Origin of the sequence: Actinoplanes sp. NPDC024001 (assembly GCF_040638955.1) — a bacterium.
Taxonomy (GTDB): domain Bacteria; phylum Actinomycetota; class Actinomycetes; order Mycobacteriales; family Micromonosporaceae; genus Actinoplanes.
Window position 1 is genome coordinate 73,660 of sequence record NZ_JBEZZB010000012.1, and the last position, 23,192, is coordinate 96,851.

At 70.7% G+C, this 23,192-nt stretch carries 16 protein-coding genes; 7 read left to right on the top strand and 9 right to left on the bottom strand.

Annotated elements, in window-relative coordinates; all coding sequences use genetic code 11:
• Positions 1 to 22: 22 nt before the first annotated feature.
• Positions 23 to 481, top strand: coding sequence for a potassium channel family protein (locus AB0F81_RS07265; RefSeq protein ID WP_360192373.1), 459 nt, complete (start codon positions 23 to 25; stop codon positions 479 to 481).
• Here AB0F81_RS07265 and AB0F81_RS07270 read toward each other — a convergent pair.
• On the bottom strand, positions 432 to 1,997 hold the full coding sequence (locus AB0F81_RS07270) for an alpha/beta hydrolase (protein WP_360192424.1): 1,566 nt from the start codon (positions 1,995 to 1,997) through the stop codon (positions 432 to 434). The two genes, AB0F81_RS07265 and AB0F81_RS07270, sit on opposite strands and share 50 nt — an antisense overlap.
• A gap of 22 nt (positions 1,998 to 2,019) precedes the next feature.
• Positions 2,020 to 3,087, bottom strand: a complete 1,068-nt coding sequence (locus tag AB0F81_RS07275; RefSeq protein ID WP_360192376.1) for an ATP-dependent DNA ligase — start codon at positions 3,085 to 3,087, stop codon at positions 2,020 to 2,022.
• A gap of 53 nt (positions 3,088 to 3,140) precedes the next feature.
• On the opposite strand from AB0F81_RS07275, the gene AB0F81_RS07280 reads away from it, so the two are divergent.
• A complete protein-coding gene (locus AB0F81_RS07280) occupies positions 3,141 to 3,974 on the top strand; it encodes a MerR family transcriptional regulator (protein WP_360192379.1) in 834 nt (277 codons plus the stop codon).
• A gap of 5 nt (positions 3,975 to 3,979) precedes the next feature.
• On the top strand, positions 3,980 to 4,912 hold the full coding sequence (locus AB0F81_RS07285) for a transglutaminase domain-containing protein (RefSeq protein WP_360192382.1): 933 nt from the start codon (positions 3,980 to 3,982) through the stop codon (positions 4,910 to 4,912).
• A gap of 629 nt (positions 4,913 to 5,541) precedes the next feature.
• Here the strand turns inward: AB0F81_RS07285 and AB0F81_RS07290 are convergent.
• The 3 genes from AB0F81_RS07290 to AB0F81_RS07300 form a co-directional block, all read right to left on the bottom strand.
• On the bottom strand, positions 5,542 to 5,910 hold the full coding sequence (locus AB0F81_RS07290) for a DUF3037 domain-containing protein (protein WP_360192385.1): 369 nt from the start codon (positions 5,908 to 5,910) through the stop codon (positions 5,542 to 5,544).
• Positions 5,904 to 6,692: a HipA family kinase gene (locus AB0F81_RS07295; RefSeq protein WP_360192388.1), complete on the bottom strand. Its 789-nt coding sequence runs from the start codon at positions 6,690 to 6,692 to the stop codon at positions 5,904 to 5,906. The genes AB0F81_RS07290 and AB0F81_RS07295 overlap by 7 nt, the downstream gene beginning before the upstream one ends.
• A 313-nt stretch (positions 6,693 to 7,005) precedes the next feature.
• Complete coding sequence (locus tag AB0F81_RS07300; RefSeq protein ID WP_360192391.1) at positions 7,006 to 7,557, bottom strand: hypothetical protein; 552 nt, start codon at positions 7,555 to 7,557, stop codon at positions 7,006 to 7,008.
• Positions 7,558 to 8,445: 888 nt separating this feature from the next.
• On the opposite strand from AB0F81_RS07300, the gene AB0F81_RS07305 reads away from it, so the two are divergent.
• On the top strand, positions 8,446 to 8,793 hold the full coding sequence (locus AB0F81_RS07305; protein ID WP_360192394.1) for an Lsr2 family protein: 348 nt from the start codon (positions 8,446 to 8,448) through the stop codon (positions 8,791 to 8,793).
• A gap of 677 nt (positions 8,794 to 9,470) precedes the next feature.
• Complete coding sequence (locus tag AB0F81_RS07310) at positions 9,471 to 10,535, top strand: NAD-dependent epimerase/dehydratase family protein (protein WP_360192397.1); 1,065 nt, start codon at positions 9,471 to 9,473, stop codon at positions 10,533 to 10,535.
• Between the two features lie 165 nt (positions 10,536 to 10,700).
• On the opposite strand, the gene AB0F81_RS07315 is transcribed toward AB0F81_RS07310, so the two are convergent.
• Entirely contained in the window at positions 10,701 to 13,730 is a 3,030-nt protein-coding gene (locus AB0F81_RS07315; RefSeq protein ID WP_360192400.1) for an EAL domain-containing protein, read from the bottom strand.
• Positions 13,731 to 13,817: 87 nt separating this feature from the next.
• Here AB0F81_RS07315 and AB0F81_RS07320 point away from each other — a divergent pair, with 87 nt between their 5' ends.
• Positions 13,818 to 14,447: a 50S ribosomal protein L11 methyltransferase gene (locus AB0F81_RS07320; protein ID WP_360192403.1), complete on the top strand. Its 630-nt coding sequence runs from the start codon at positions 13,818 to 13,820 to the stop codon at positions 14,445 to 14,447.
• Between the two features lie 25 nt (positions 14,448 to 14,472).
• The gene (locus AB0F81_RS07325; RefSeq protein ID WP_360192406.1) at positions 14,473 to 15,153 is read left to right on the top strand and encodes a hypothetical protein; all 681 of its coding nucleotides are present in this window, start codon (positions 14,473 to 14,475) and stop codon (positions 15,151 to 15,153) included.
• A 58-nt stretch (positions 15,154 to 15,211) separates the two neighbouring features.
• Here AB0F81_RS07325 and AB0F81_RS07330 read toward each other — a convergent pair whose 3' ends face one another.
• The 3 genes from AB0F81_RS07330 to bioD form a co-directional block, all read right to left on the bottom strand.
• On the bottom strand, positions 15,212 to 21,334 hold the full coding sequence (locus AB0F81_RS07330; protein WP_360192409.1) for a polymorphic toxin-type HINT domain-containing protein: 6,123 nt from the start codon (positions 21,332 to 21,334) through the stop codon (positions 15,212 to 15,214).
• Between the two features lie 126 nt (positions 21,335 to 21,460).
• Complete coding sequence (locus AB0F81_RS07335; RefSeq protein ID WP_360192411.1) at positions 21,461 to 22,216, bottom strand: ROK family protein; 756 nt, start codon at positions 22,214 to 22,216, stop codon at positions 21,461 to 21,463.
• 56 nt (positions 22,217 to 22,272) lie between these two features.
• The gene (gene bioD, locus AB0F81_RS07340) at positions 22,273 to 22,980 is read right to left on the bottom strand and encodes a dethiobiotin synthase (protein WP_360192427.1); all 708 of its coding nucleotides are present in this window, start codon (positions 22,978 to 22,980) and stop codon (positions 22,273 to 22,275) included.
• Positions 22,981 to 23,192: the final 212 nt, after the last annotated feature.

Here is a 23,192-nt window from a genome sequence, read left to right on the forward strand (position 1 = left end):
TCGACTCGGGCACGATGACCGCATGAACGCGCTGCTCATGCTGCCTCGGTGGGTCTTCCGCCAACTGGTCTGGCTGGCCAATTCGCCGCGGACGCTGATCCTTTCGTACCTGCTCCTGATCGTGGTGTGCGGCACCCTTTACCACTATTTCGAACCGGACACGTCGGTCGGCGACGCGGTCTGGTGGGCCGTGGTCACCGCCTCCACCGTCGGTTACGGCGACATCTCCCCGGAGACCTGGCAGGCGCGGCTGGTCGCCGCGGTGCTCATCTCGGTGATGGTGCTGCTGGTGATCCCGCTGATCACCGCTCAGTTCGCCAGCCGGCTGATCGTCGACAACGACGCGTTCCACCACGACGAGCAGGAGGAGCTCAAGGCCAACCTGCGCCAGGTCCGCGAGTTGCTCGAGGAGATGGCGGCCCGTCAGGGCGTCAGCGTGCCGGACAGCGCAGGCCCTCCGCCGGCAGTTTCAGATCGATGAGATAGCCGTCCACCGCCTGGCGGATGCAGGCCGTCGTCGGATACGCGGTGTGACCCTCGCCCTCCCACGTGAGCACCTGGCCCACACCCAGCATCTTCGCCAGGTCGGCGGTGTTCTCGTACGGCGTGGCCGGGTCACCGGTCGTGCCCACCACCAGGAGATCCGGCGAACCCTTCGCCTGCCCCGCCGGGTAGGGGTCGCGCTTGCCCGTCCAATAGGTGCACGGCAGCATGCCGACCGCGAGCGCCGCCCCGAACAGCGGATACTTCTCCCGCCACTCGGACTGCAACCGCCGGATCTCCTCGACGGTCGGGGCGTCGTCGGTGTCCGCGCAGTTCACCGCGAGGTTCGCGTCGAACAGGTTGGTGTAGGTGCCGTCCGGCTTGCGCTCGGTGTACTGATCCGCCAGGTCGAAGATGCCCTTCGCGTCGCCGCCCTGCAGGTCGTCGATCGCGGCGGCCAGACTCGCCCACCCCGACTCGGTGTAGAGCGACGAGATCAGCCCGATGAAGATCCAGCCGGCGGTGGCGTCCCGCCCGTCGGCGCCGCGGACCGGCGAGACCTCCGCCTTGGCCATCGCGTCGGTGACCGCACCCCGCGCGTCCGGGGCGATCGGGCACTTCGCCGGCGCCTGCGCACACCAGTTCGTGAAGTTGGTGAACGCCCGCTCGAAGCCCTTCGCCTGCGCCTCCGACCCCTGCACATACGTCTCGGTGGGGTCGACCGCGCCGTCGAGCACCAGCGCCCGCACGTTCTGCGGGAACAGCTGGGCGTAGGTGGCGCCCAGCAGCGTGCCGTAGGAGTAGCCGAGGTAGGTGAGTTTCGGATCGCCGACCGCGGCCCGCAGCGCGTCCAGGTCACGGGCGGCCTGCTCGGTGGAGAAATAGGGCAGCTGCGGACCGTACTTCTCGGCGCAGCCGTCGGCGATCCGCTTGTTCAGCGCCGCGACCTCGTCGAAGTCGGCCTGGCTCGCCGGGTCCGGGTCGGCGGCGAAGCTGGCGTCCTGGTCCTCGGAGCTGATGCATTTCACCGGGCTGGACCGGCCGACACCGCGCGGGTCGAAACCGACGATGTCGAACCGGTCGGTGATCTCGGTGGGCAGGCCACCCAGGGCCTGCCCGAACGACAGGTAGACCGCGGTGTCGACACCGGAACCGCCCGGACCGCCCGGGTTCAGCAGCAGCGAACCGATGCGGTTCGACTGGTTCTTCGAGCGGATCCGGATCATCTCGATCTCGTAGGTCTCGCCGCTGTCCGGCGTCGCCCAGTCGCGGGGCACGGCCACGGCGGCGCACTCATACGTCATCCCGGCGGCGGCCCGGCCCACCAGTTTCTCCGGCACGTCGGGGCAGGGCGACCACTGTGCCGGTGAGCCCGCGGCCGCGGCCTTGCCCGAGCCGCTGCCCGGGTCGGCCGGCTCGTCGGCGCCGTTCGGCGCGAACGTGGGCAGGGTGCACCCGGAGGCGACCAGAAGCGTCGCGGTGACGAGGGCGGCGGCCAGACGTCTCTTCACCAGACGACCCTATCCGGTCATCCGGTCAACGACTGGTCAGCACCTCGGCCAGGTCGAACCGGACCGGCCGCTCCAGCTGCTCGTATGTGCACGTCCGAGGCTCACGGTCCGGCCGCCACCGTTCGAACTGGGCGGTGTGCCGGAACCGGATTCCCTCCATGTAGTCGTAGCGCACCTCGACGACCCGCTCCGGGCGCAGCGGGGTGAACGACAGGTCCTTGCCGTTGTTCCAGCGGCTGACCTCGTTCTTGCGGGGGGTGCGCTCGCCCTGCATGTGCGCGGCCCAGTCCCACGGGTGCCCCTCGAAGGAGGTGACCAGCGGCTGCAGCTCCTCGAACAGCTCCTCGCGTACCTTGATCGGGAACGAGCCGATCACCCCGACGCTGACCAGCACGTCCCGCTCGTCGTAGAGGCCGAGCAGCAGCGAGCCGATCCGGTTCTCCGCCGACTTGTGCACGCGGTATCCGGCCACCACGCAGTCGGCCGTCCGCTTGTGCTTGATCTTCGTCATCACCCGCTTGTCGGGCTGATAGGTCAGATCCCGGGCCTTCGCGATCAGCCCGTCCAGGCCGGCGCCCTCGAACTGGTCGAACCAGCGGCGGGCCGTCTCCAGGTCGTCGGTCGCGGGCGTGACGTACACCGGGGGTTTGGCGTCTTTGAGCACCTCGACCAGGCGGTCGCGCCGCTCGCTGAAGGGCAGCTCGGAGAGGTCCTCGTCGCCGATGGCGAGCAGGTCGAAGGCGACGAAGCTCGCCGGAGTCTGCTCGGAGAGCAGCTTGACCCGGCTGGCCGCCGGGTGGATGCGCTGCTGCAGCGCCTCGAAGTCGAGAGTGTTGCGCTCGGTGTCGGCGACGATCACCTCACCGTCGATCACCACCCGCTCCGGGAAGTTCGCCAGCACGGCCTCGACGACCTCGGGGAAATAGCGGGTCATCGGCTTCTCGTTCCGGCTGCCGATCTCCACCTCGTCCCCGTCGCGGAAGATGATCGACCGGAATCCGTCCCATTTGGGCTCGTAGACCTGGTCCGGCGGGATATCGGCGACGGGCTTGGCGAGCATCGGCTTGACCGGAGGGTTGAGCGGCAGCTGCATCCGCTCAGTCTGCCCCTTTACTCGGCCCCTGGGGGAGGCTTCACCATCGATCCATGACATCGCGGGGGATCGAGTCGATGACGATCGGCGAGTTCGGGCGGCGCTCCGGGCTCTCCATCAAGGCGCTCCGGCTTTATGACGTCTCAGGGCTGCTGCCACCGGCCGAGGTCGACGCCGCCAGCAACTACCGGCGCTACACGGCGGCCCAGCTGGAGCGGGCCGGCCGGATCAGCCTGCTGCGCAGGCTCGACATGCCGCTGTCCGTCATCACCGAGATCATCGACCTTCCCGACAGCGAGGCAGGCCGGCGCCTGGATCGCTGGTGGGCCACCGAGGAGGCGGCTTTCGCCGCCCGGCGCGAGAGCTACACCTGGTTGCGCACCAGGTTGGCGCACGGTGGCGAGCCCGACCACCGCTATTCGGTACGGGTGAGGCACCACCCCGCGCGCAAGGTGGCCACCATTACCACCGTCGTCGACCAGCAGAGCCTCGTCACCGCCATGGGCGCCACCGAGTGGGACATCCGCCGCCACCTGGAGGATCAGGGTGCGACGACCACCGGCGAGCACTGGGTGATCTATCCGGCTCCGGTCACACCCGACGGTGAGAGCCCCATCGAGGTCTGCGTGCCCTATGCGGGTTCCGTCGAGCCGGTCGAGCGCATGACGCTGCGGGTCGAGCCCGAGCAGCTGATGGCGTTCGCCACCGTGACCCGCGACGACTGCTTCTTTCCCCGCATCACCCAGGCCTATGACGCGGTGTGGGAGTTCGTCACCGCCGGCGGCCACCTGATCACCGGCGACCCCCGCGAGATCTATCTCGACTCGTGGGACCGGCTCGCCGGCACCGACCCGTTCGCGCACGTCGCACAGCCGATCGAGGGATGACGCTCATGGACTACACACGACAGACCGCCTTCTCCGACCCCCGTCACCATCTCGACCGCCTCGCCGCCCTGCCGGCCGACGTGCCCGCCATCGCCGCGGTGGTCCGCAACCTGGTCGTGCACTACCGCGCCTCCGGGCTGGAGTTCCCGCCCGCCCGCCTCGCCGAGATCGACAGCCGCTGGGCCGACCGCCTGCTCGACGCGGACGCCTCCCGCTTCACCGAGCCGCTCGACGTGCCCCGGCCGGTCGAGCAGCGCATCGTCGGCTGCTGCCGCGACTTCACCCTGCTCACCGTCGCGGCGCTGCGGGCGAAAGGCATCCCGGCCCGCAGCCGCGTCGGCTTCGCCGACTACCTCGACGACGGTTTCCACACCGACCACGTCATCGTGGAGTTCCACGACGGCCACCGGTGGATCGCCGTCGACGCCCAGCTCGACCCGGCGGCCGGCTTCCCGATCGACGTCCAGGACGTCCCGCTGGCCCCCGGCGGCCTGCGCACAGCCGCCCAGGCCTGGCAGAGCTGGCGAGCCGGCGACGACCCCGACACCTACGGCGTCGCCCCCGGCCATCCCGTCCGCGGCTCCCGCATGATCGCCAAATATGTGCTGACCGAGCTCTCCCACCGCATGGGCGACGAACTGCTCCTCTGGGATTCCTGGGGTTATGCCGCCGACCTGGCCGAGCACATGGCCGGCCGCCCTCTCGCCGAGGCCTGGTCCCAGCTGCCGCCCTGGCAGCCCGGCGAACTCGCCCTGGTCGACGAGCTGGCCGACCTCCTGCTGTCCGCAGACGCCGGCGACCGCGCCGCCGAGGACAAGCTGGCGGGCCGCTATGCCGAGGACCCGCGCCTGCATCCCGGGAGCACGATCCTCTGCTGGTCTCCCCGAGGCCTCAACTCCCAGGCCAACCTCGAGCGGCGGTCCTCAGTCATGCTCTAAAGGCCGCCCATCCACCCGCCTCCCGCCCGGCCGGCTGTCGGCCCTGCCAGCTACCGGCCCTGCGGTCCTGCCAGCTATCGGCCCTGCGGTCCTGCCAGCTATCGGCCTGGCCGCTCGCCGCCCTGCCGGCTCTGCGGTCCTTGCTGGCTACCGGCGCTGGTGCTCGCCGTCCTGCCTGCTGCCGGCTCTGCGGTCCTTGCTGGCTACCGGCGCTGCTGCTCGCCGTCCTGCCTGCTGCCGGCTCTGCGGCCCTTGCTGCCTACCGGCGCTACTGCTCGCCGACCTGCCTGCTGCCGGCTCTGCGGTCCTTGCTGGCTACCGGCGCTGCCGCTCCCCGTCCTGCTGGCTACCGGCCCGGCCGCTTGCTGCGCTGCGGGCTACCGGCGCTGCTGTACTGCTGGCTACCGGCCCCTGCCGCGTGCTGCCCTGTCGGCTACCGGCCTGCGGCTCCTGCTGGCCACCGGCTCCTGCCGGCTACCGGCCCTGCGGCTCCTGTCGGCTACCGGCCCTGCGGCTCCTGCCGGCTACCGGCGCTGCCAGCGGCCGGTTCTCCTGGCCGTCGGACAGCGCGGTGGCCTTGCGGGTTCGTCTCGGATGGGGCGTGCGGTGGCGCTGTGCGGCTTGCCGAGTTACCGGACCAGCAAGTCGGCGAGCCTTTCCAGCTCGGCGGCTGGGTCGGCGGCCAGGCCCATGTGGACCGGTCCGGCCCGCAGGATCGTGCTGCGCGGGGCGACCAGCCAGCGGAAGCGTTCGCCGAGGCGCATCTGCTCGGAGGCGCCGCCGCCGGTGCAGGTCTTGTTCCACGAGTTGAGGGCTGTCCGGATCGCCGCTACATCGGCTGCCGGGTCCAGCGCGCGCAGGCGGTCCTCGTCCAGGTGGGTGCGGGCGGCGAGGAAGTCGTGGCGCTGGCAGTAGAGCAGCACGCCCACGTTGATCAGCTCGCCGCGCTCGATTCGCGGGACGGCCTGGATGATCGCGTATTCGTACGGGGTCAGCACGGCAACCACGCCTCGGGCTGAGCCGCGCGCTGCGACAGGTGGTTGAGGTATGCGTCCCGGTCGCCCTCGTCGAGCCACTCGTCCGGCACTTCGGCGAGCACCTCGGCGATCAGCTCCGGGGTGATCTTCGCGGCCAGGGCCGGCCCTTCCTCCGCCAGCCTGGTGGCATAGGGCTTCAGCACGTGATCGTCCCAGCTGTAGGGCCGGTGCACGACGTTCGCGGCTCGCGCCCAGTTGTGATGGAAGTAGAGCGTCGCGCCATGATCGATCAGCCAGAGCCCGCCGTGCCAGATCAGCAGGTTCGGATTGCGCCAGCTGCGGTCCACGTTCTCCACGAACGCGTCGAACACCAGCACCCGGCTGGCCAGGCCCGCTTCAATCGGATGCGCGATCGGGTCGTAGCCGAGTGCACCCGGCAGGAAATCCATCCCCAGGTTCCCGCCGGCGCTGGCCTTGATCAGCTCCTGGACCTCTTCGTCCGGCTCGGCCCGGGCCACCACCGGGTCAAGCTCCACCCGGGTCAGCTCCGGCACCGGCAGCCCGAGACGCCGCGCCAGCTCCCCGGCGATCACCTCAGCGACGAGCGCCCGCGGCCCCTGGCCGGCTCCACGAAACTTCACCACGTAGGTCCCGAGGTCGTCAGCCTCGACGACGCCCGGCAGCGAACCACCCTCCCGTAGCGGGGTGACATATCGGATGGCAGTGACCTCACGCAGCACGTAGATCACCCTACGGCCGCCCGGCAGCCCACCCGTCGCCGGTGCCGCTCCGCGTGCCGCCATGCCAGCCGTTCCGCCACCACCCAACGCCGATCTATCCCGACATCGGCGCGACTGACCTCTGTCCGTGGCCGAATCCCAGGCCGTCCGCCCGCCTGGCCGTCCGCCCGCCTGGCCGTCCGCCCGCCTGGCCGCCTGGCCGCCTGGCCGCCACCTGTGGCATCGCCGCACGCCGAGCTGGCCTGCGTGACGATGGCCTTCGCCATCGCCCCGGCTCGCGGCCGCTGCTGGTCGCGAGCCGCCGGTTGGTGGCCGCGCGTTGCTGCGTATCGGCGGCTGGCCGACGTGGTCGGGAGCCGGTGCGGGCGTCTACGGGTCAGGTGTTCGGGCCCTGCTTGCGTAGCTCGTCGACGCGGGTCATGGCCGTGCGCAGCTCGCCGAGCCAGTCCTCGGTGTGGCGGCCGACCAGTTTCACGCACCAGGCCAGCGCCTCGGAGCGGGAGCGGGCCACGCCGGCGTCGACCAGGGTGTCGAGGACCTGGCGTTCCGGTTGGCGCAGCCGGGTCATCACCGGCGCGGAGAGGTGGGTGAAAAGCTCGGAAGTGTCGCCGCACCGCATGCCCCAGGCGACCTTGCGCTGGTAGCGGTGCTCGACCTGACGGGCGACCCGGATCCGGGCGTCGCGGGTGTCCTCCCGGAACTGGGCGATCCGCCCGGCCTGCCCGGCTGCGTGGTCGGCTTCGGTCGCCTCGGCGGCCAGTTCGGGCCGCGGCAGACGGCCCCAGATGATGATCTCGTCGCGGTCGACGACGACCTCGGGCGGTTCGGTGAACCACCCGTCCGGGACAGCGCCGGTGATCCAGGCGGCCGCGTCGTCAGCGTTGGGCGGCTCGGTCCGCCCACCAGGCGGCGTAACTCGAAGACGCATCCTCGATCCCTCCTCGAACCTTACTTACTTGATTACATGCTTACACCCTTACAGCCTCATGGCGACAGGGCTGTTCGCGATGCGCGAACTGAACGGTGGGCAGAGCAGGCTCATCGGCGGCGGGTTCCGGGCGCATGACGGTCACCCGAGCAGGAGGGGCGCGACCCGAAGGTGATGGGTCGTCGTCACCGCAGTGCCGTGAGCGTGTTGCTCCTGCGACCCGGGCGTGAAGCCGCGGCGCTGGCCGGGCGCATAGAACCCCACTGTGTGCCTATCGTCGCGGCGACGGTTGAAAGCGCGGGGTGGGTTCGGGTGCCCCTGCGTGCTCATTCGTTCGCGGTGACAGGGGAAGGCACTCGTGGGTTCGGGCCACTTGCGTGCTCATTCGTTCGCGTCGACGGGGGAAGGCGCTCGTGGGTTCGGGTGGCCCTGCGTGCTCATCCGTTCACGGCGACGGGGAAGGCGCGCGTGGTTCGGGCCACTTGCGTGCTCATTCGTTCGCGGAGACAGGAGGAGGCACGCGTGGGTTCGGACGCCCCTGCATGCTCATCCGTTCGCAGCCACCGGGAAATCGCGCGTGGGTGACTGTCGCCTCATAGGGCCGAGCGCCACGTCGTTCCCGCGCGGGCGGGACAGTCGGCAGCCTCCGGACCGACCCGCTGGGCCTGTTGTTCGGTCCGGGCGCGGGCGGCGAAAGGCGCCGCCCCACCTCGCACATTGACGAGTCTGAAAAGCAGTCACCACCTGCAATTGCGACATGCCAGAACGCACAATTTGCATTGGATACCGCTAACCCGCCAGAATGAATACGACGACGACCATTCGCGGCCGAGAACTCCGCGCGGGCGCAACTGTCACCCGAATGACATCGCTGTAGGAGCGACACACATGGCCAAGCAGATAATTACCCTTCTCACCGACGACCTCGACGGCGGCGAAGCCGACCGCACCGTTGAATTCGGGCTCGACGGCGTGAACTACACCATCGACCTGTCCGAGAAGAACGCCGGCAAGCTGCGCAAGGCTCTGGAGCCGTTCCTGTCGGCCGCGACCCGGCTCGGGCGCAACGGCAACGTCGCGTCTGCCGCCCGGCGCGCCGCCCCGGCCGCGACGAGCCGGTCCAGCCGGGACCAGAACCAGGCCATCCGCGAGTGGGCCAACAAGAACGGTTACACCGTGTCCGAGCGGGGCCGGATCCCGAGCGACGTGGTGGAGGCTTACCACAACAAGCGCTAGATCGTCGCGCACGCCTGACGGCGCCGCCCGGGTTTCGCCGGCGGCGCCGTCGGCGTCCGAGGCGGAAAGCTAGGGCATCGGTAAAGTGCCAGGCGGCGGAAACGGGCCTGGCAGCGCAAGACAGCTGGGCGACGGAAACGGGCCTCGCAGTGCAAGGCGGCCGGACGGCGGAAACGGACCAGGCAGCAAAACGGTCCAGGCGGCGGAAACCGGCCTGGCAGCGCAAACCGGCCGGCGACGGAAACCAGGCTGGTCCGGCAGCGCAAACCCGCGGGCGGCGGAAACCGGCCCGGCGGCGGAAACCGGCCCGGCAGCCGAAAACGACCGAGCGGCAGAAAGCGGCCGCACAGCCGAAAGCCCGCCGCCGAACCGGGAAGCCGCCAAAATACGACCGGCCGCGCGGCACCCGGCGTTCCCGCAGCCGAAAGCAGCCGAAAGCAGCCGGACTCAGCGACCCCCGCCGCGCGGACGGCACCGCCAAGGCAATTCAGCCCACGGTGCGCGGGGCCAGGGCAGCCCGTCCGGCGCGAGCGAATGAGACGGCCCATTCCGCCGCCGCGGGCTCCCGGCAAAACCCCGGCCCGGCCCACAAGCGGGAAACGCTTGGAGAGGCCGCTTCCACCACCGGCATCTCGATGTCCGTGGTTCAACCCCACCCTGCTGGGTACGCGAAAACCATGCGTGTAGTGATCGTGGGAGCCAGCGGCAACGCCGGCACCGCCCTTCTGCGCCGCCTCCGTACCGAATCCGACATCGACGTGGTGGGCATCTCCCGCCGGGTGCCGCCGAACGCCGACGTGGCCTGGCATTCCGTCGACGTCGGCGAGGACGGCGCCACCGAGACGCTGACCGGGATCTTCGAGGGCGCCGACGCCGTGGTGAACCTGGCCTGGCAGATCCAGCCCAGCCACGACCCCCGCCGGCTCTACCGGACGAACGTCCTCGGCAGCCGCTCGGTGTTCCGGGCGGCGCTGCGGGCGGGCGTGCCGTCGCTGGTGCACGCGTCGTCGGTGGGTGTCTACGCGCCCGGCCCGAAGCAGGCGTTCGTCAAGGAGACCTGGCTGCGCACCGGTGTGCCGGAGTCGTCCTACAGCCGGCACAAGGCGCTGGTGGAGCGGATGCTCGACGAGATCGAGGCGGATCACCCGACGTTGCGGGTGGTCCGGCTGCGCCCCGGGTTGATCTTCCAGCGGGACGCCGGCACCGAGATCGGCCGCTACTTCGCCGGCCCGCTGCTGCCCGCCCGGCTGCTGAGCTTCGGCTGGATCCCGGTGTTGCCCCAGCATCCCGGCTTGCGGATGCAGGCGGTGCACGCCGACGACGTCGCCGAGGCCTACCTGCTGGCACTTCGCGCTGACGTGCGCGGCGCCTTCAACATCGCCGCCGGCCCGGTACTCGATCCTCAGGTGGCGGCCCGCGCGTTTCACGGCGTACCCGTGCCGGTCCCGGGTTTGATCCTGGAGGGCGCCGCCGCGCTCACCTGGTGGCTGCGTCTGCAGCCGGTGGATCGGGGCTGGGTCCGGCTGGCGCTGAAAGCGCCGCTGATGAGCTGCGACCGCGCCGCGTCCGAGCTGGGCTGGCGCCCGCGGGTCGACGCGGTGAGCGCCCTGCGCGAGCTGGTCGCCGGCCTGGCCAGCCGGGCGCACACCGACAGCCCGCCGCTGCGCGCCGACCCCGACATGCCCGGCCGCCTGGGCGGCCTCCTGCGAGGCCGTCTCCCCGGCACTGAAAACCCCTATTAGGCCCAACTGCGAGGTACGGGCTACACCGCCCCAGAAGCAGCTACCACGCCCGGACCAAGCGCGATCACCCACCCGGTCCAGGCCCCAGCGCGACCGCCGGGAAACACCACGGCGAGATCACCGTGTGGATCTGCCCCGCGCTGCGGACAGGGGACGCGCGATCGGTCAGACGGCGATCGGCTGGGCGTTGCGCATCCAGGCGAGCACCTCGGTCGGGCCGAGCGGGCTGGAGAACAGATAGCCCTGTCCCAGCGGGCACCCCATCCGGACCAGCAACTCCCGATGGGTAGCGCTCTCGATGCCCTCCGCCACCACCGTGAGACCCAGCGACTGCGCCAGGCTGACGATGCCACTCACCAACGCCAACGGCTGCTGGCTGGTGATCATGTCGTCGATGAACGTCTTGTCGATCTTCACCACGTCGATCGGGCGCTGGCGCAGGTAGCCCAGCGACGAGTAGCCGGTCCCGAAGTCGTCGATGGCGATCCGGATGCCCATGTCGCGCAGCGTGCCGAGGTTCGCCCAGACCTCCTCGTCGTCCTTGACCAGCAGCGTCTCGGTGATCTCCAGCATCAGGCCCTGCGGCGGCACCCCGGTGTGCTGCAGCGCCGTCCGCACCTGGTCGACGAAGCCGCTCTCCCGGAACTGCCGGACCGACACGTTGACGCTGACATACGGAGCCTGGCCGGGCGGCAGGATGCGCCGCCACTCGGCGACCGTGCGCAGCGCCTCCTCCAGCACCCAGCGGCCCATCGGCAGGATCAGCCCGCTCTCCTCGGCCACCTCGATGAACTGGTCCGGCGTGATCACCCCACGCCGCGGGTGGTGCCACCGGACCAGCGCCTCGAAGCCGGTCGCCACGCCCGCCGCCAGGTCCACGATCGGCTGGTAGTGCAGCAGGAAATGCCCCTCGTTGACCGCGTGGTCCAGCGCCGAGCGCAGCTCCAGACGTTCCACCATCTCGTTGTGCAGGTGCGCCTGATAGCGCCGCCACTGGTTCTTGCCGGCACCCTTGGCCACGTAGAGCGCGAGGTCGGCCTGGCGCAGCAGCTCGTCGGCGTCGTTCGCCTCGGGGGTGGTGGTGATGCCGATGCTGGCCGCCGCGTACAGGGGTTTGGCGTCGGTCTCGATCGGCTCGGCGAGAGCGGCGAAGATGCGGTTGGCGGTCTCCTCGACGGCGCCGGGGTCGTTCACGTTCTCCACCAGCGCGGCGAACTCGTCACCGCCGAGGCGGGCCGCGGTGTCGTCGGCGCGCAGCGAGCCGGCGATCCGGTGGGCGACCGCGATCAGCAGCTGGTCGCCGACCGCGTGCCCGAGGGTGTCGTTCACGATCTTGAAGTCGTCCAGGTCGATGAAGAGCACACCGACCACCGAGCCGTCCCGGGCGCCGCGGGCCAGCGCGTGCTGGAGCCGGTCGTTGAAGAGCACCCGGTTCGCCAGGCCGGTCATCGCGTCGTGGAACGCCTGGTGGGTGAGTTCCTGTTCGAGGCGGCGCTGCTCGGTGACGTCCCGCATGGTGACCACCAGACCGGCCACGGTCGGCTCGGCACGCAGGTCACGGCAATGCAGTTCCAGCAACACTTCGGTACGACGGTTCCCGCGCGCCCGGAAGTCGAGTTGCCGCTGCGACTGGTCGCCGCCCCGGACCGCGGTGAGCACGTCGGCGAGCCGGTTCCGCTCACCGGGATGGATCACCTCGGGCAGCTGGGCGCCGGTCGGGTCACCGCCGAACACCCCGACGGCGGACGGGCTCGCGTACCGGATCCGGTCCTGCTCGTCGAGGATCACGATGACGTCGGCGGTGTTCTGGATCAGCGTGCGGAAGTAGGTCTCGCTGTTGCGCCGGGCCACCTCCTGCCCGAGCGCGATCCGTTCCAGCGCCAGCGCGACCTGGCCGGCCAGCACCTCCACGGACCGCTGGAGTTCCAGCAGCGCCCAGGTCGGCGCCCCCACGTGCAGGACACCGACCAGCGGGTCGCCGCCGGGCCGGTCGGTGAGCACCATCGGGCAGCGCAACGTCTGGGTGAACTGGGTGAGCCGTACCGCGACGGCCCAGTCGACGTCACGGGTGGTGACCAGGCGGGCGGCGGTGCCGGTGGCCCGGTCCACGGCGGCCTGCGCGGCGGCTTCCGGCGACTGCGGCTCCGCCTGGGTGATCGCGATCGCCAGCACCACACCGTGCGGTACGTCGCCGGGGAGCAGTTGGGCGACCGCGGTGCGTACCGCGAGACCGACGGCCTCGGCGTCGACCGCGGAGACCAGCGCCGCCGAGGCTTCGCGCAGGGCCCGTTCGCGGGTCATCGCCTGCCGGTGGCTCGTCATGATGCCGGCCATCCGGGCCAGGACCAGCAGCATCATCAGCATGCTCAGCGCGGCCACCATGGTCAGGCCGGCGACCTGCCCGTCCCGGAACATCTTGACCACGAGCACGGTCGGCGCGACGAGGGCCGCCACGGCGAGCAGGGCCAGTCGTCCCCGGCCGGTCTCGCTGGGCGGCACCTCGGACGGGCGGGTCAGCTCCGCCATCGACGGGATCAGCGCGGCCAGGCCGGCCGCGGCGTAGAACGCGAGGTGGCCGAGCGTGCCGTCGCCGGCCACGTCGGCGACCAGCATCGCGAACACGCCGGCGCCGAGCCAGTGCCCGGGCGCGACCAGCCGGCCGGGCATGGTGGCCAGCCGGATCAGCAGGCCGAGGCAGAGCAGGTCGGCCACCGGCATGGCCAGGCCGATCCAGCCGTCGCCGGGGGAGCCCTCCACCCGGGGCCCGATCACGAAAGTCCAGATCAGCAGCGCCACCCCGGAGGTGACGGTGAGGGCGTCCAGCAGTCCGGCGCGGTCGCGGGCGGCGTTGGTCCGGCGGCGTACGAAACCGGCCAGCGCCACGGCCAGCACCGGATAGGCGAGCAGCAGCAGCGCGGTGCCGGCCGGCTCCAGCCAGCCCAGCCAGTTGGTGATGAACGACGGCGCCCCGGCCGCCGAACCGCCGACCGCGGAGAGGGCGATCGCGGCCGCGAGCAGCCACCACGGCCGTACGTCGTCGGGCCGGCTGCGGCGGATCCCGAACGCCACCACGGCGACCGCGGAGAGCCCGGCCACCAGGCGCAGCGGGATCTCCAGGCCAGGCTGTACGGCCGCGGCGACGGCGAGCACCACCATGCAGGCACCGAAGAGAGCGGCGGGCCACCGTGTCGGCATCCTGCTCTGCTCCCTCCCGAGCCATCCCGATATCGGACTGATCGGCCCGGGAGCCGGTGATCTGAGCGAAAGCGGCACAATCAGGAGGTGCCTCTAGAGTTCGTGCGCGCCCACACTGTTCCGGCGCCGGTCCCGTTCATCCCGGAGATCACCCTTCGGCAGGCCGAGGAGCCGATCGCGCTCTGGGAGGTTACCGAGGCGGACGGGACTTCGCAGCCGCCGCCGTTCTGGGCGTTCGCCTGGGCCGGTGGTCAGGCCCTGGCCCGGCACATCCTCGACGAGCCGGACCTGGTCGCCGGGCGCAGCGTGCTCGACCTGGCGACCGGATCCGGCCTGGTCGCGGTGGCCGCGGCCCGGGCCGGCGCGCACCCGGTCACGGCCAACGACATCGACCCGTTCTCGCTGGCCGCGGCCGAGGCCAACGCGGAGGCCAACGGGGTGCGGGTCGAGCTGGTCGAGGGCGACCTGCTCGACGGCGACGACCGCTACGGGGTGGTGCTGGCCGGCGACGTCTTCTACAGCCGGGAGATGGCCGGCCGTGTCCTGCCGTTCCTGCGGCGTGCGGCCGGCCGCGGCTCGCTGGTGCTGGTCGGCGACCCGGGCCGGGCCTACCTGCCGGAGGGCCTGATCCAGCGTGCCGTCTACGACGTGCCGGTCTCCGAGGCCCTGGAGAGCGTTCCGGTCCGCCGCACGACCGTCTGGCAGGTCACCACCTGAGAGCGGCGGATCCTATGCTCGGCACATGCCGATCCTCTTCGATCGAGATCGTGATTCGCTGACGGATTTCCTGACCCGGTGGTACGGCCCACCGCAACGGGAACCGGTCATCGGCTCCCCGGCCGGCGCTCTCGTCCCGGCGGAGCTGGTGGAATGGCATCGCGCCGTCTCCGCCTGGGAAGATCCGGTCACGTTCCAGGACTATCCGCTGCCGTTCGAGGAGCTCAGCCCGGAGGACGACCAGAAGATGATCTTTTGGGTCGAGAATCAGGGCGGCTACGTCTGGGCCGTGGATCTCGCTACCGGCAAGCACGAGGTGTTCGTGGGCGACCCGGTGCGCCGCGATTGGGAGACCACCGGACTGTCGCTCGGCGATTTCCTGGTTCAGGCCACGCTGACCGAGGCGATCCTGGGTTCCGGCAACAGCGCCTTCGTGCCCAGCGTGCCGGTCGATCAGGCGCATGCCGTCCTGCGTGAGTTCACCGCGCTGGGCATCTTCTCCGCCGCGGATCCGGATCCGGGGGCCCGCCTCTACATCGGCTCGGACGCGCTCGCGCAGGTCGCCACCCCGCCCGGCGGCTACCCCGCCGGCGACCAGCACGTGCGGCTGAACATCGCCGGCCTCGACCACGATGCCCTGCAGCGGCATCTCTCCGCGATCGATCCGGATCTTCTGGTGTGGGGAGGCACCGCGGACGCCTGGTGACTTCATGGAGACGGGCGGCGCGACCGCACTTCGGTCACACCGCCCGTCTCCCGTCAACTCAGTTTGCGTTCCCCACGAATGTCAGCGGTGTGCGCCCGGGGAACACCACGGTCAACCGTGCCCCCTGGGGTAGCAGATCCGCGATGGGACCGACATTCAGCGGTGTGTTCGGGCCGCCGCCCCGGCAGAGCGGGCACACCGTGGGCTGTTGCCCGCCCATGTGCAGCGTTCCGCGAGATATGCCGTTCAGCCGCATGAAGGCAGCCGCCTGCATCTCCACGTGGTGGTAGTTGCTCGGGGTCTGGCCGGGTAGTTGCGAGCGACCCCACCTGAGGTAGTCGACGAAGCCGCCCAGTCGCTGGGTGACGTCCCTCGGCGAGGGCCCGCTGACGAACGGGATCTCGTCGACCCCGATGTCGAGGATTCCGGTGGAGCGCCGGGGGTAGTCCACCGGCAGGCTCGCCGCGTCGCCGCAACCGACGTTGTGGACGAGGACCGGAGCGGCGCCGACCAGCACGAAGTAGGTGTGCAGGTCGTCGACGGTCAGGTCGTAGGTGCGAGCGCTGTGCTGGTAGGACCGGACCGCCGAGAGCTGGACGTAGGTGCCGGCCGAGGTCCGCAGCAACTCGCCCGTGCGCAGCTCGCCGGCGTCGACCCACTTCCCGCGGCTCTCGGACCAGAACGGGTGCGTCTCGGTGGTGGTGACGGTGTCCTTCGCACCGTCGTCGCCGGTGACGGTCAGGTCGACGAACTTCTTGTCGTCGTCGGTACGGATGGTGTGGGTGACCTGCCGTGCGCCGGACTCACCGGTCTCCGGGTCGGTCGCCTGAACCGTGTCGCCCGGTTCGATCTCCTCGATCGGCTTGGTCGATCCGTCGGCGAGCAGCACCGAGGTGCCGGCCACGAAGCTGTGCGGCTCCTCACCCGTACAGCCGCTCTTCTTGGTCTTTGCCTTTTTCTTGGCGGCGAGCGCTTTCGCCTTGGCCGCGGCCTCGGCGGCGGCCTTCTTGGCCGCTCGTTCCGCGGCCGCCTTGACCGCCGCGGCCTTCTCCGCTGCCGCCTTGGCGGCTGCCGCCGCTGCTGCCTTGGCCGCCTCGGCCGCCTTCTCCGCGCCCTGGATGATCGCCCGGGCCCACTTCAGCTCCTGGAAGAAGGTGACCACGGCCTTGCCGGCCCGGTAGATCGCCTCGGCGATCTTCTTGGCCTTGAAGATCTTGCCCCAGGGCAGGGCGCCGATGACCATCGAGACGCAGGCGCCCAGGTCACCCTTGAGGCAGTTGAGGATGTCGTTGATCCCGAGGAACTCCATCAGGATCTGACCGCCGGCCTCGAGGATCACATCGAGGGTGCTCTTGGACTGGATCTGCTGCGCCCGGGCCAGTTCCTCCGGTGACGGGCCGGCCGGCACCGGGTCGGCTGCCGGCGCGGCGGTCGAACCGGGTTCCGGAACCATGCCGGTCGGGTCGGTGAACGCCAGCGGGTTGTTGGCCGCGTAGGTGTAGTCCGACGTCGCGCCCTGCCCGGTAGGCATCGGGTCGCGGCTGCCGAACCGGCCGGTGCCCGGGTCGTAGTTGCGGGCCCTCAGGTAGTAGTTGCCCGCACCGGACGTGGAGTCCTGGTACGCCCCGGTGTACTGCATCGGGTTCTCGATGCTCTCGGCCGGGGTCTGCTGACCGGCCAGGCTCTCGCCGACCCGCGGGTTGCCGAACGGGTCGTAGTCGTAGCCCTTCTCCACCGTGCCGGTCGGCGACAGCATGTTCGCCGTGCCGCCCAGCCAGTCGTGGGTGTAGGCGTGCACCCCGCTCGCCGGGTCGAGCAGTGCCAGCGGTTCGTCGTCCGGACCGTACGTGAAGCCACGCTTCTCGACGGTTGCCCCGGCGCTGTTCTCGACGGTGTCGACGGCGATCTGCGGCAGGGTTCCGGCGACGTCCCACGACCAGCGCTGGGTCTCGGACCTGTTCTGGAAGACCGAGGTGGACGAGACCCGCAACCCGGTGGCGTCGTAGTTGAACGTGGTGCTGTGCCCCGACGCGAGGGTCGCCTTCGCCAGGCTGTTGTCCAGGTTGTACTCGAACCGGTCACCGCCGGCCTTGATCTGGTTGCCGCGGGCGTCGTACGCGTACTCGGTCTCCCGCTCGTGTCCGGGGCCCTCGACCTCCTCCTCGACGAGCTGGTTGGCGTCGTCGTACTCGTACTCGGTGACGTCGTTGCCGGCCGTGCCGGTGCGGATCTGCTTGGTCCGGTTACCGACCAGGTCGTACCGGTAGTCGATCCGGCCGGCCGGCTTGGCGTTCCTGTCGGTGCAGGACGCGACGGCGTAGCAGGCCGACGTGATCTGGTCCGCCTCGTCGTACGCGTAAGCCACCGACTCGGCGACACCGCCCCGCGTGGTGATCACCCGGCTGGGGTTGCCGACCGGGTCGAGGGTCAGGTCGTAGCGGGAGACCGGGTCCTGCACCCCGGGCACCGGATCGCCGGTGCGCTCGGTGCCGATCGCGACCAGCCGTCCGGCGTCGTCGTAGCTGCGGTTCTCGGTCAGGCCGGTGGCCGCGGGCAGCGTGGTCGTGGTCCGGCGGCCGGCCACGTCGTAGCCGAAGCTCCACGACGCCCCGTTCGCGCCGGCCGAGCCGCCCTGCGCGGTGAGCGAGGTGATCCGGCTCGCCGCGTCGTAGCCGTACGACACGACGGTGCCGTCCGGGTACTTCCGGTCGGTGACGTTGCCCCGCTTGTCGTAGTCGTACGCGAAGACCTCGTTCGGCCGGCCGGCTTCCCTCCGGGTGACCGTCTTGATCTGGTCCTCGTCGTCGTAGGTGACGTCCCGGGCGCCGGTCGGGTCACCGTACGAGGCGACCCGGTCCTTGGCGTCGTAGGTCCACTGGTGGACCGGGCCGCCGGTGCCGAGTGTCCGCTTCGACAGCCGGCCGACGATGTCGTACTCGTCGACGATGGTGCGCTTGGCGAGCTCCTTGTCGCTCAGGTCGTCGAGCTCGTCGTCGTCGCCGAGGGTGAACGTGTGCGTGCGGTTGCCGTCCGCGTCGTACTTCGCGTAGGTGGTGCGCTCGTTCGGGTCGGTGCTGCGGATCAGCCGACCGGCCTCGTCGTACTCGATGACGGTTCGGTTGCCACGCGGGTCCCGGATCGAGGTGAGCGCGCCGTCCTCGCCGTACGTGTAGAGGGTGGACTGCTCCTCCGGGTCGTCGGCGTCGAACTCGGCGTTCGGAGCCGTCACCGTCCGGGCCTGGTCGTCGTCGTTGTAGGTGTAGTGGGTGGTGTGCTTGTTCGCGTCGGTGCTCGACACCAGCCGGTTCAGCGCGTCGTATCTCGCTGTGCTGACGTTGTTCAGCGCGTCGATGCTCTTCACCTGGTTGCCGGCGAGGTCGTACTCGAAGTGCGCGGTGAAGCGCTCCTTGTCGGCCCCGGCGACGTTGCCGCGCGGTTCGGTCACCGAGGCGAGGAATCCGTCGTCGGTGTACTCGTAGGTGGTGATCCCACCGGTCGCCGAGATCTGCTTGATCTTGTTACCGGCCGGGTCGTACTCGGTCTTGGTCTGCGCGCCGCCGGCGTCGGTGATCCCGGTCTGCCGTCCGGCCTTGTCGTACGACATTCCGGTGGTCCGGCCGAGATTGTCACTGGTGCCGCGGACCAGGCCGCTGTTCTGGCGGTCGAACCGGGAGGTGCCGCCGAGCTCGTCCACCTTCTCGACGGTGCGGTCCAGGTCGTCGACCTTGACATCGCGGACCAGCACCTGGCCGCCCGGATAGGGCCGGCGGATCTGGATCACGTTGTCGTTGTTGTCGTAGATGAAGCTGGTGGTGAAGTCGGCCTTGGTGGCGCCCGGCACGTTGCCGCGCGGCGAGGTGGTCGACTCGACCAGGCCCTTGGCGTTGTACGCCCAGCTGGTGACCAGGTCGGGCTGGTGCTTCATGTCGACCGCCGCGGTCAACCGGCGGCCGGCGGCGGTGTACGTGAACACCATCGTGCGGCGCGCCTCGTAGGTCGCCCTCAGCAGTCCGTTGTTCAGGTAGGCGTGCGTGACACTGACCCCGCCCGGGGTGGTGGTCTTCCGGAGGCGGCCGGCCAGGTCGTACTCACTCGTCTGCGGCCGGCTCTTACCCGGGAAGTACACCGCGACGGGACGGTCCAGCTCGTCGTACGCGGTGCGGGTGGTGTAGTTCTGCGGCTTCGCGCCGGCCACCGTCCCGCGCGGATCGGTCACCGTGACCTTCCGGCCGACCCTGTCGTAGCCGTACTCGACCCGCCGGCCCTCCGCGGAGACGACCGCCTTGGGCAGGCCCGCGTTGAGCTGGCCGTCCGGGATGTTCTCGTAACGCGTCACCTTGCCGCGCTGGTCGGTGACGGTCAGCGGCAGCCCGCGGCTGTCGTAGGCGTAAGTGATCGAGTGACCCTCGGGGTCGGTCGACTTCACCAGCTCGTCGAACTCGTTGTACTCGTCCTTCCACGTCTGGCCGTCGGCGTCGACGTGGGTGGTCGGGTTGTTGCGCGCGTCGTACTGGGTCTTCTCGCTGAACTTGCGGCCCGGGGCGACCTGCTCGATCAGGTTGCCGGCCGCGTCGTAGCGGGACTCGTGCTGGTTCTGGTTGCCGTTGACCACCAGGTTGCGGTTCAGGGTGCCGTCGTACCGGTGGCTGTTGGTGTCGCCGTTGCCGCGCTGCGAGTAGAGCAGCACGTTGCCCTTGTAGCCGTCCCAGACGATCACGTTGTCCGCGTCGGTGGTCGCCGTCTCCTGCTTGGCGGCGTCCCACACGAACGTCGTGGCGGCACCGAGCGCGTCGAGCTGGCGGGCGACCCGGCCGTTCGCGGCGTACTCGTTGGTCAGCGTGGTCACCAGGTACGGGTCGATCACCTTGGTGAGCAGCCCGGCCGCGTCGTACCGGTACTGCCAGAACGCGCCGGTCGCGTCCGCGACCTTGGTGAGCCGGCCGTCGGTGTAGAAGTACAGGGTCTTGCGGCCGTCCGGCAGCGAGATCGACTGGATCAGCCCGCCGGCGAGCTTGACCAGCGCCGAGTGGCCGGACGCGTCGGTCACCGTGATCGCCGTGTCGGTGTGGGCGAACCGTAGACCCACTCCACGCGGGTTGAGGATCGAGGTGAGCCGGCCCTGCGCGTCGAACGCGTACACGATGTTCTTCTGGGTGACCAGCTCCCAGCCGGCACCCGCCTTGCGCAGCGTGGACCGTACGCCCGGCGGGCGGACGTATCCGTCGCCGTCGGCCTTGAACAGCGTGTCCGAACCGTCCTCGGCCCGGACCAGGACACCGCCGTCCACGGCGGTGATCTTCATGTCGTAGATCCAGGCCCAGCCCGGGCCGAACGCCGACGCGCCGGTGTTGAGCGACGAGTACGCCCGGCTCGACATGAACGGGACGCCGAACGACGGCATCCCGAGGTCCTGCTCGGTCCGGGTGAAGGCGCCGGTGCCGGTGTTCACCCCGATCGCCCGGGTCGCCTGGCTGGCGCCGGTCATGCCGAGCGCGACGCTGCACCCGCAGCCGGCCGCCTGCCGGTCCGGGATCGCCGGCGGGTCGATCGTGGTACGCGGCTGCGCGTCCTCGGAGTTCGCCGACGGCACCTCGCCGTCCGGGTAGAGCGCGGTGATCGTGACGAAGTAGCTCTTCGCCAGGTCGAGCTGCCAGCCCTCGGCCGCACCCAGCGACTTGCAGAACGAGCGCACCTTGCCGCAGTTGCTGTTCTGCAGCTGGTCGCGGCCCAGTTCGACGGACTCCTGCCGGGTCTGTGAGCCGGTCTCGTAGAGATCGACCCGCCACCGCTCGAAGCTCTGGTCCTTCAGGTTGAAGTAGGTCACCAGCGAGGTGTCGCCGACCACGAAACCGGGACGCAGCAGGAGGTCGGTGAAGGCCTCGCCCGGCGCGGCGGCCGCGGCGCGGGCGACCTCGGCCTTGCCGACCTTCTCGGCTTTACCGCCGGCGGTCACCGCGGGCGGCACGACCGGCGGTCGCTGGTCGGCGCGCACCGCGGTGTTCGGCGCCGCTTCGGCCGGGATCGGCCGGGCCTGCGGGGCCTGGCCGGCGGTTACCTTCGGGACTTCGGCGGGCTCGGCGCGGGCCGGCACATCGGCCGGCGGCGCCAGAGTCCCGACCAGGAGAACCGCGCAGAACCCGGCAAGCCACCGGGCGCGCGCAAGGGCATGGGCGGATGACATGATCGTAGACCTCCCCCGTGAGTGGATCTCACGCAGCGAAGCATCTACATGTATGGATTAGTTGGCCCTGTCGTGCACCCGACAGGCCGATGGGCCCAACGGGGGATCAGATCCTGGCTGATCGACTCATTTGCGACGGCCCAGCGTCCACGCGCGGACGCCACCGACGATGCCCGCCGTGTTCGGGACCACCACGACGTCGTCGCCCATCCGGGCCAGCTGCGTCGGGGTGATCAGCCGCGAGTTGCCGCCGCCCAGATAGACACGGTCCCAGAGGAAGACCGGCCGCAGCCCCTCGATGACGTTGCGGACCCGGCGGGACCAGAGCGCGTCGCCGAGGCGGCGGCGCTCGTGCTCCCCGATGTACGTGTCGTAGGACATCCCCCAGCGCACCGGGGCCTGCGACATCTCCAGGTGCGGGGCGAGCTCACCACCGTCGAAGAGCGCGCAGCCCAGCCCGGTGCCGAGGGTCAGCACCAGCTCGCAGCCGGTGCCCGCGACCACCCCGGCGCCGTGCACCTCGGCGTCGTTGAGCACCAGGGTCGGCAGGCCGAACGCCTCGGCCAGCGCGGTCCGCGCGTCGAACCCGCGCCACGCCTCCACCAGGTCCGGGTCGACCTTGGTCCGCGGCCCGCTGCGGGTCACGTAGTGCGGGGTCGCCACCACCACCCCGTGCCGGATCATCCCCGGCATGCCGACCGTGACGCGGTCGGCGTTCGGCAACTGTTCACCGAGACTCACCAGCGTCTTGACGAACAGGTCAGGTGGCAACGGGTACGGTGTCGGCACCCGGATCGGGTGCGCCCGCATCGTGCCGGCCTCGTCGAGCACCGAACCCTTGATGCCGCCGCCGCCGCAATCGATCGTCAGGGTGAAAGCCACGCCGCCAGTCTGCATGTGGACCACCTCCCGGCACAGTAATTGTGCCGGGCGTGGCGTCAGCCCGCCTCTTCTGCCCAGACGCGCCAATTGTCCAGAACGCCGTGCAGGGCCGGGGTGAGCCAGCCCGGCGCGGACCGGCGGAACACTCCCGGGTCCATCGATCCGGCGCCGGCGGGCAGGGCTCCGACCAGGTGCGGGACCAGCTCGCCGAGGTTGGCCCAGTGCACCAGCTCGGGCTCGGCCGGCCAGGCGCCGAGAATCACCCGGGCCGGGACCCCGCGGCGGTTCAGCGCTTCCAGAGTGAGCGCGGTGTGATTGAGCGTGCCGAGACCGGCGCGGGCCACCACGATCATGTGGGCGCCGAGTGTGGTGGCCAGGTCGGCGAAGGTCCACGGCTCGCCGGAGGGCCGCAGACCCATCGGCACGAGCAGCCCGCCGGCGCCCTCCACCAGCACCAGATCGTGTTTCTCGGCCTCGGCCCGGATCGCGTCGACCACGTCGAACAGGTCCAGCGCGGGCAGCCCGGCCACCTTGGCGGCGGCGAGCGGGGCGAGCGGCTCGGGGTATTCCGCCAGGGTGCGGACGGTGGCCGGCCCGGCCAGCCGGGTGACCACCTCGGCGTCGGTGGGGGCGCCGGTGGCGATCCCGGTCTGACCCGGCTTGATCACGGCGACGCGCAGGCCAGCGCCCTGCGCGGCGGCGGCCATGGCGGCGGTGGCGATGGTCTTGCCGACCTCGGTGTCGGTGCCGGTGACCAGCACGATCCCGTGCCACTCGTCGTGCTCGGCGCGGCTCGGCGCGGCCTGGGTGGTGGTGGCGGCCTGCGCGGCGAGCTCGGTGTCGATCTCGTCGGCGAGCGCCTCGCCGTCGACCTCGGCCTCGGTGAGGGGAGCGGCCGGCTCAGCGGGTGCGGCCGGCTCAGCGGGTGGCTCAGCCGGCGGCGCCGGCTCGGTGGGCGTGGCCGCCTGCCCGCCGC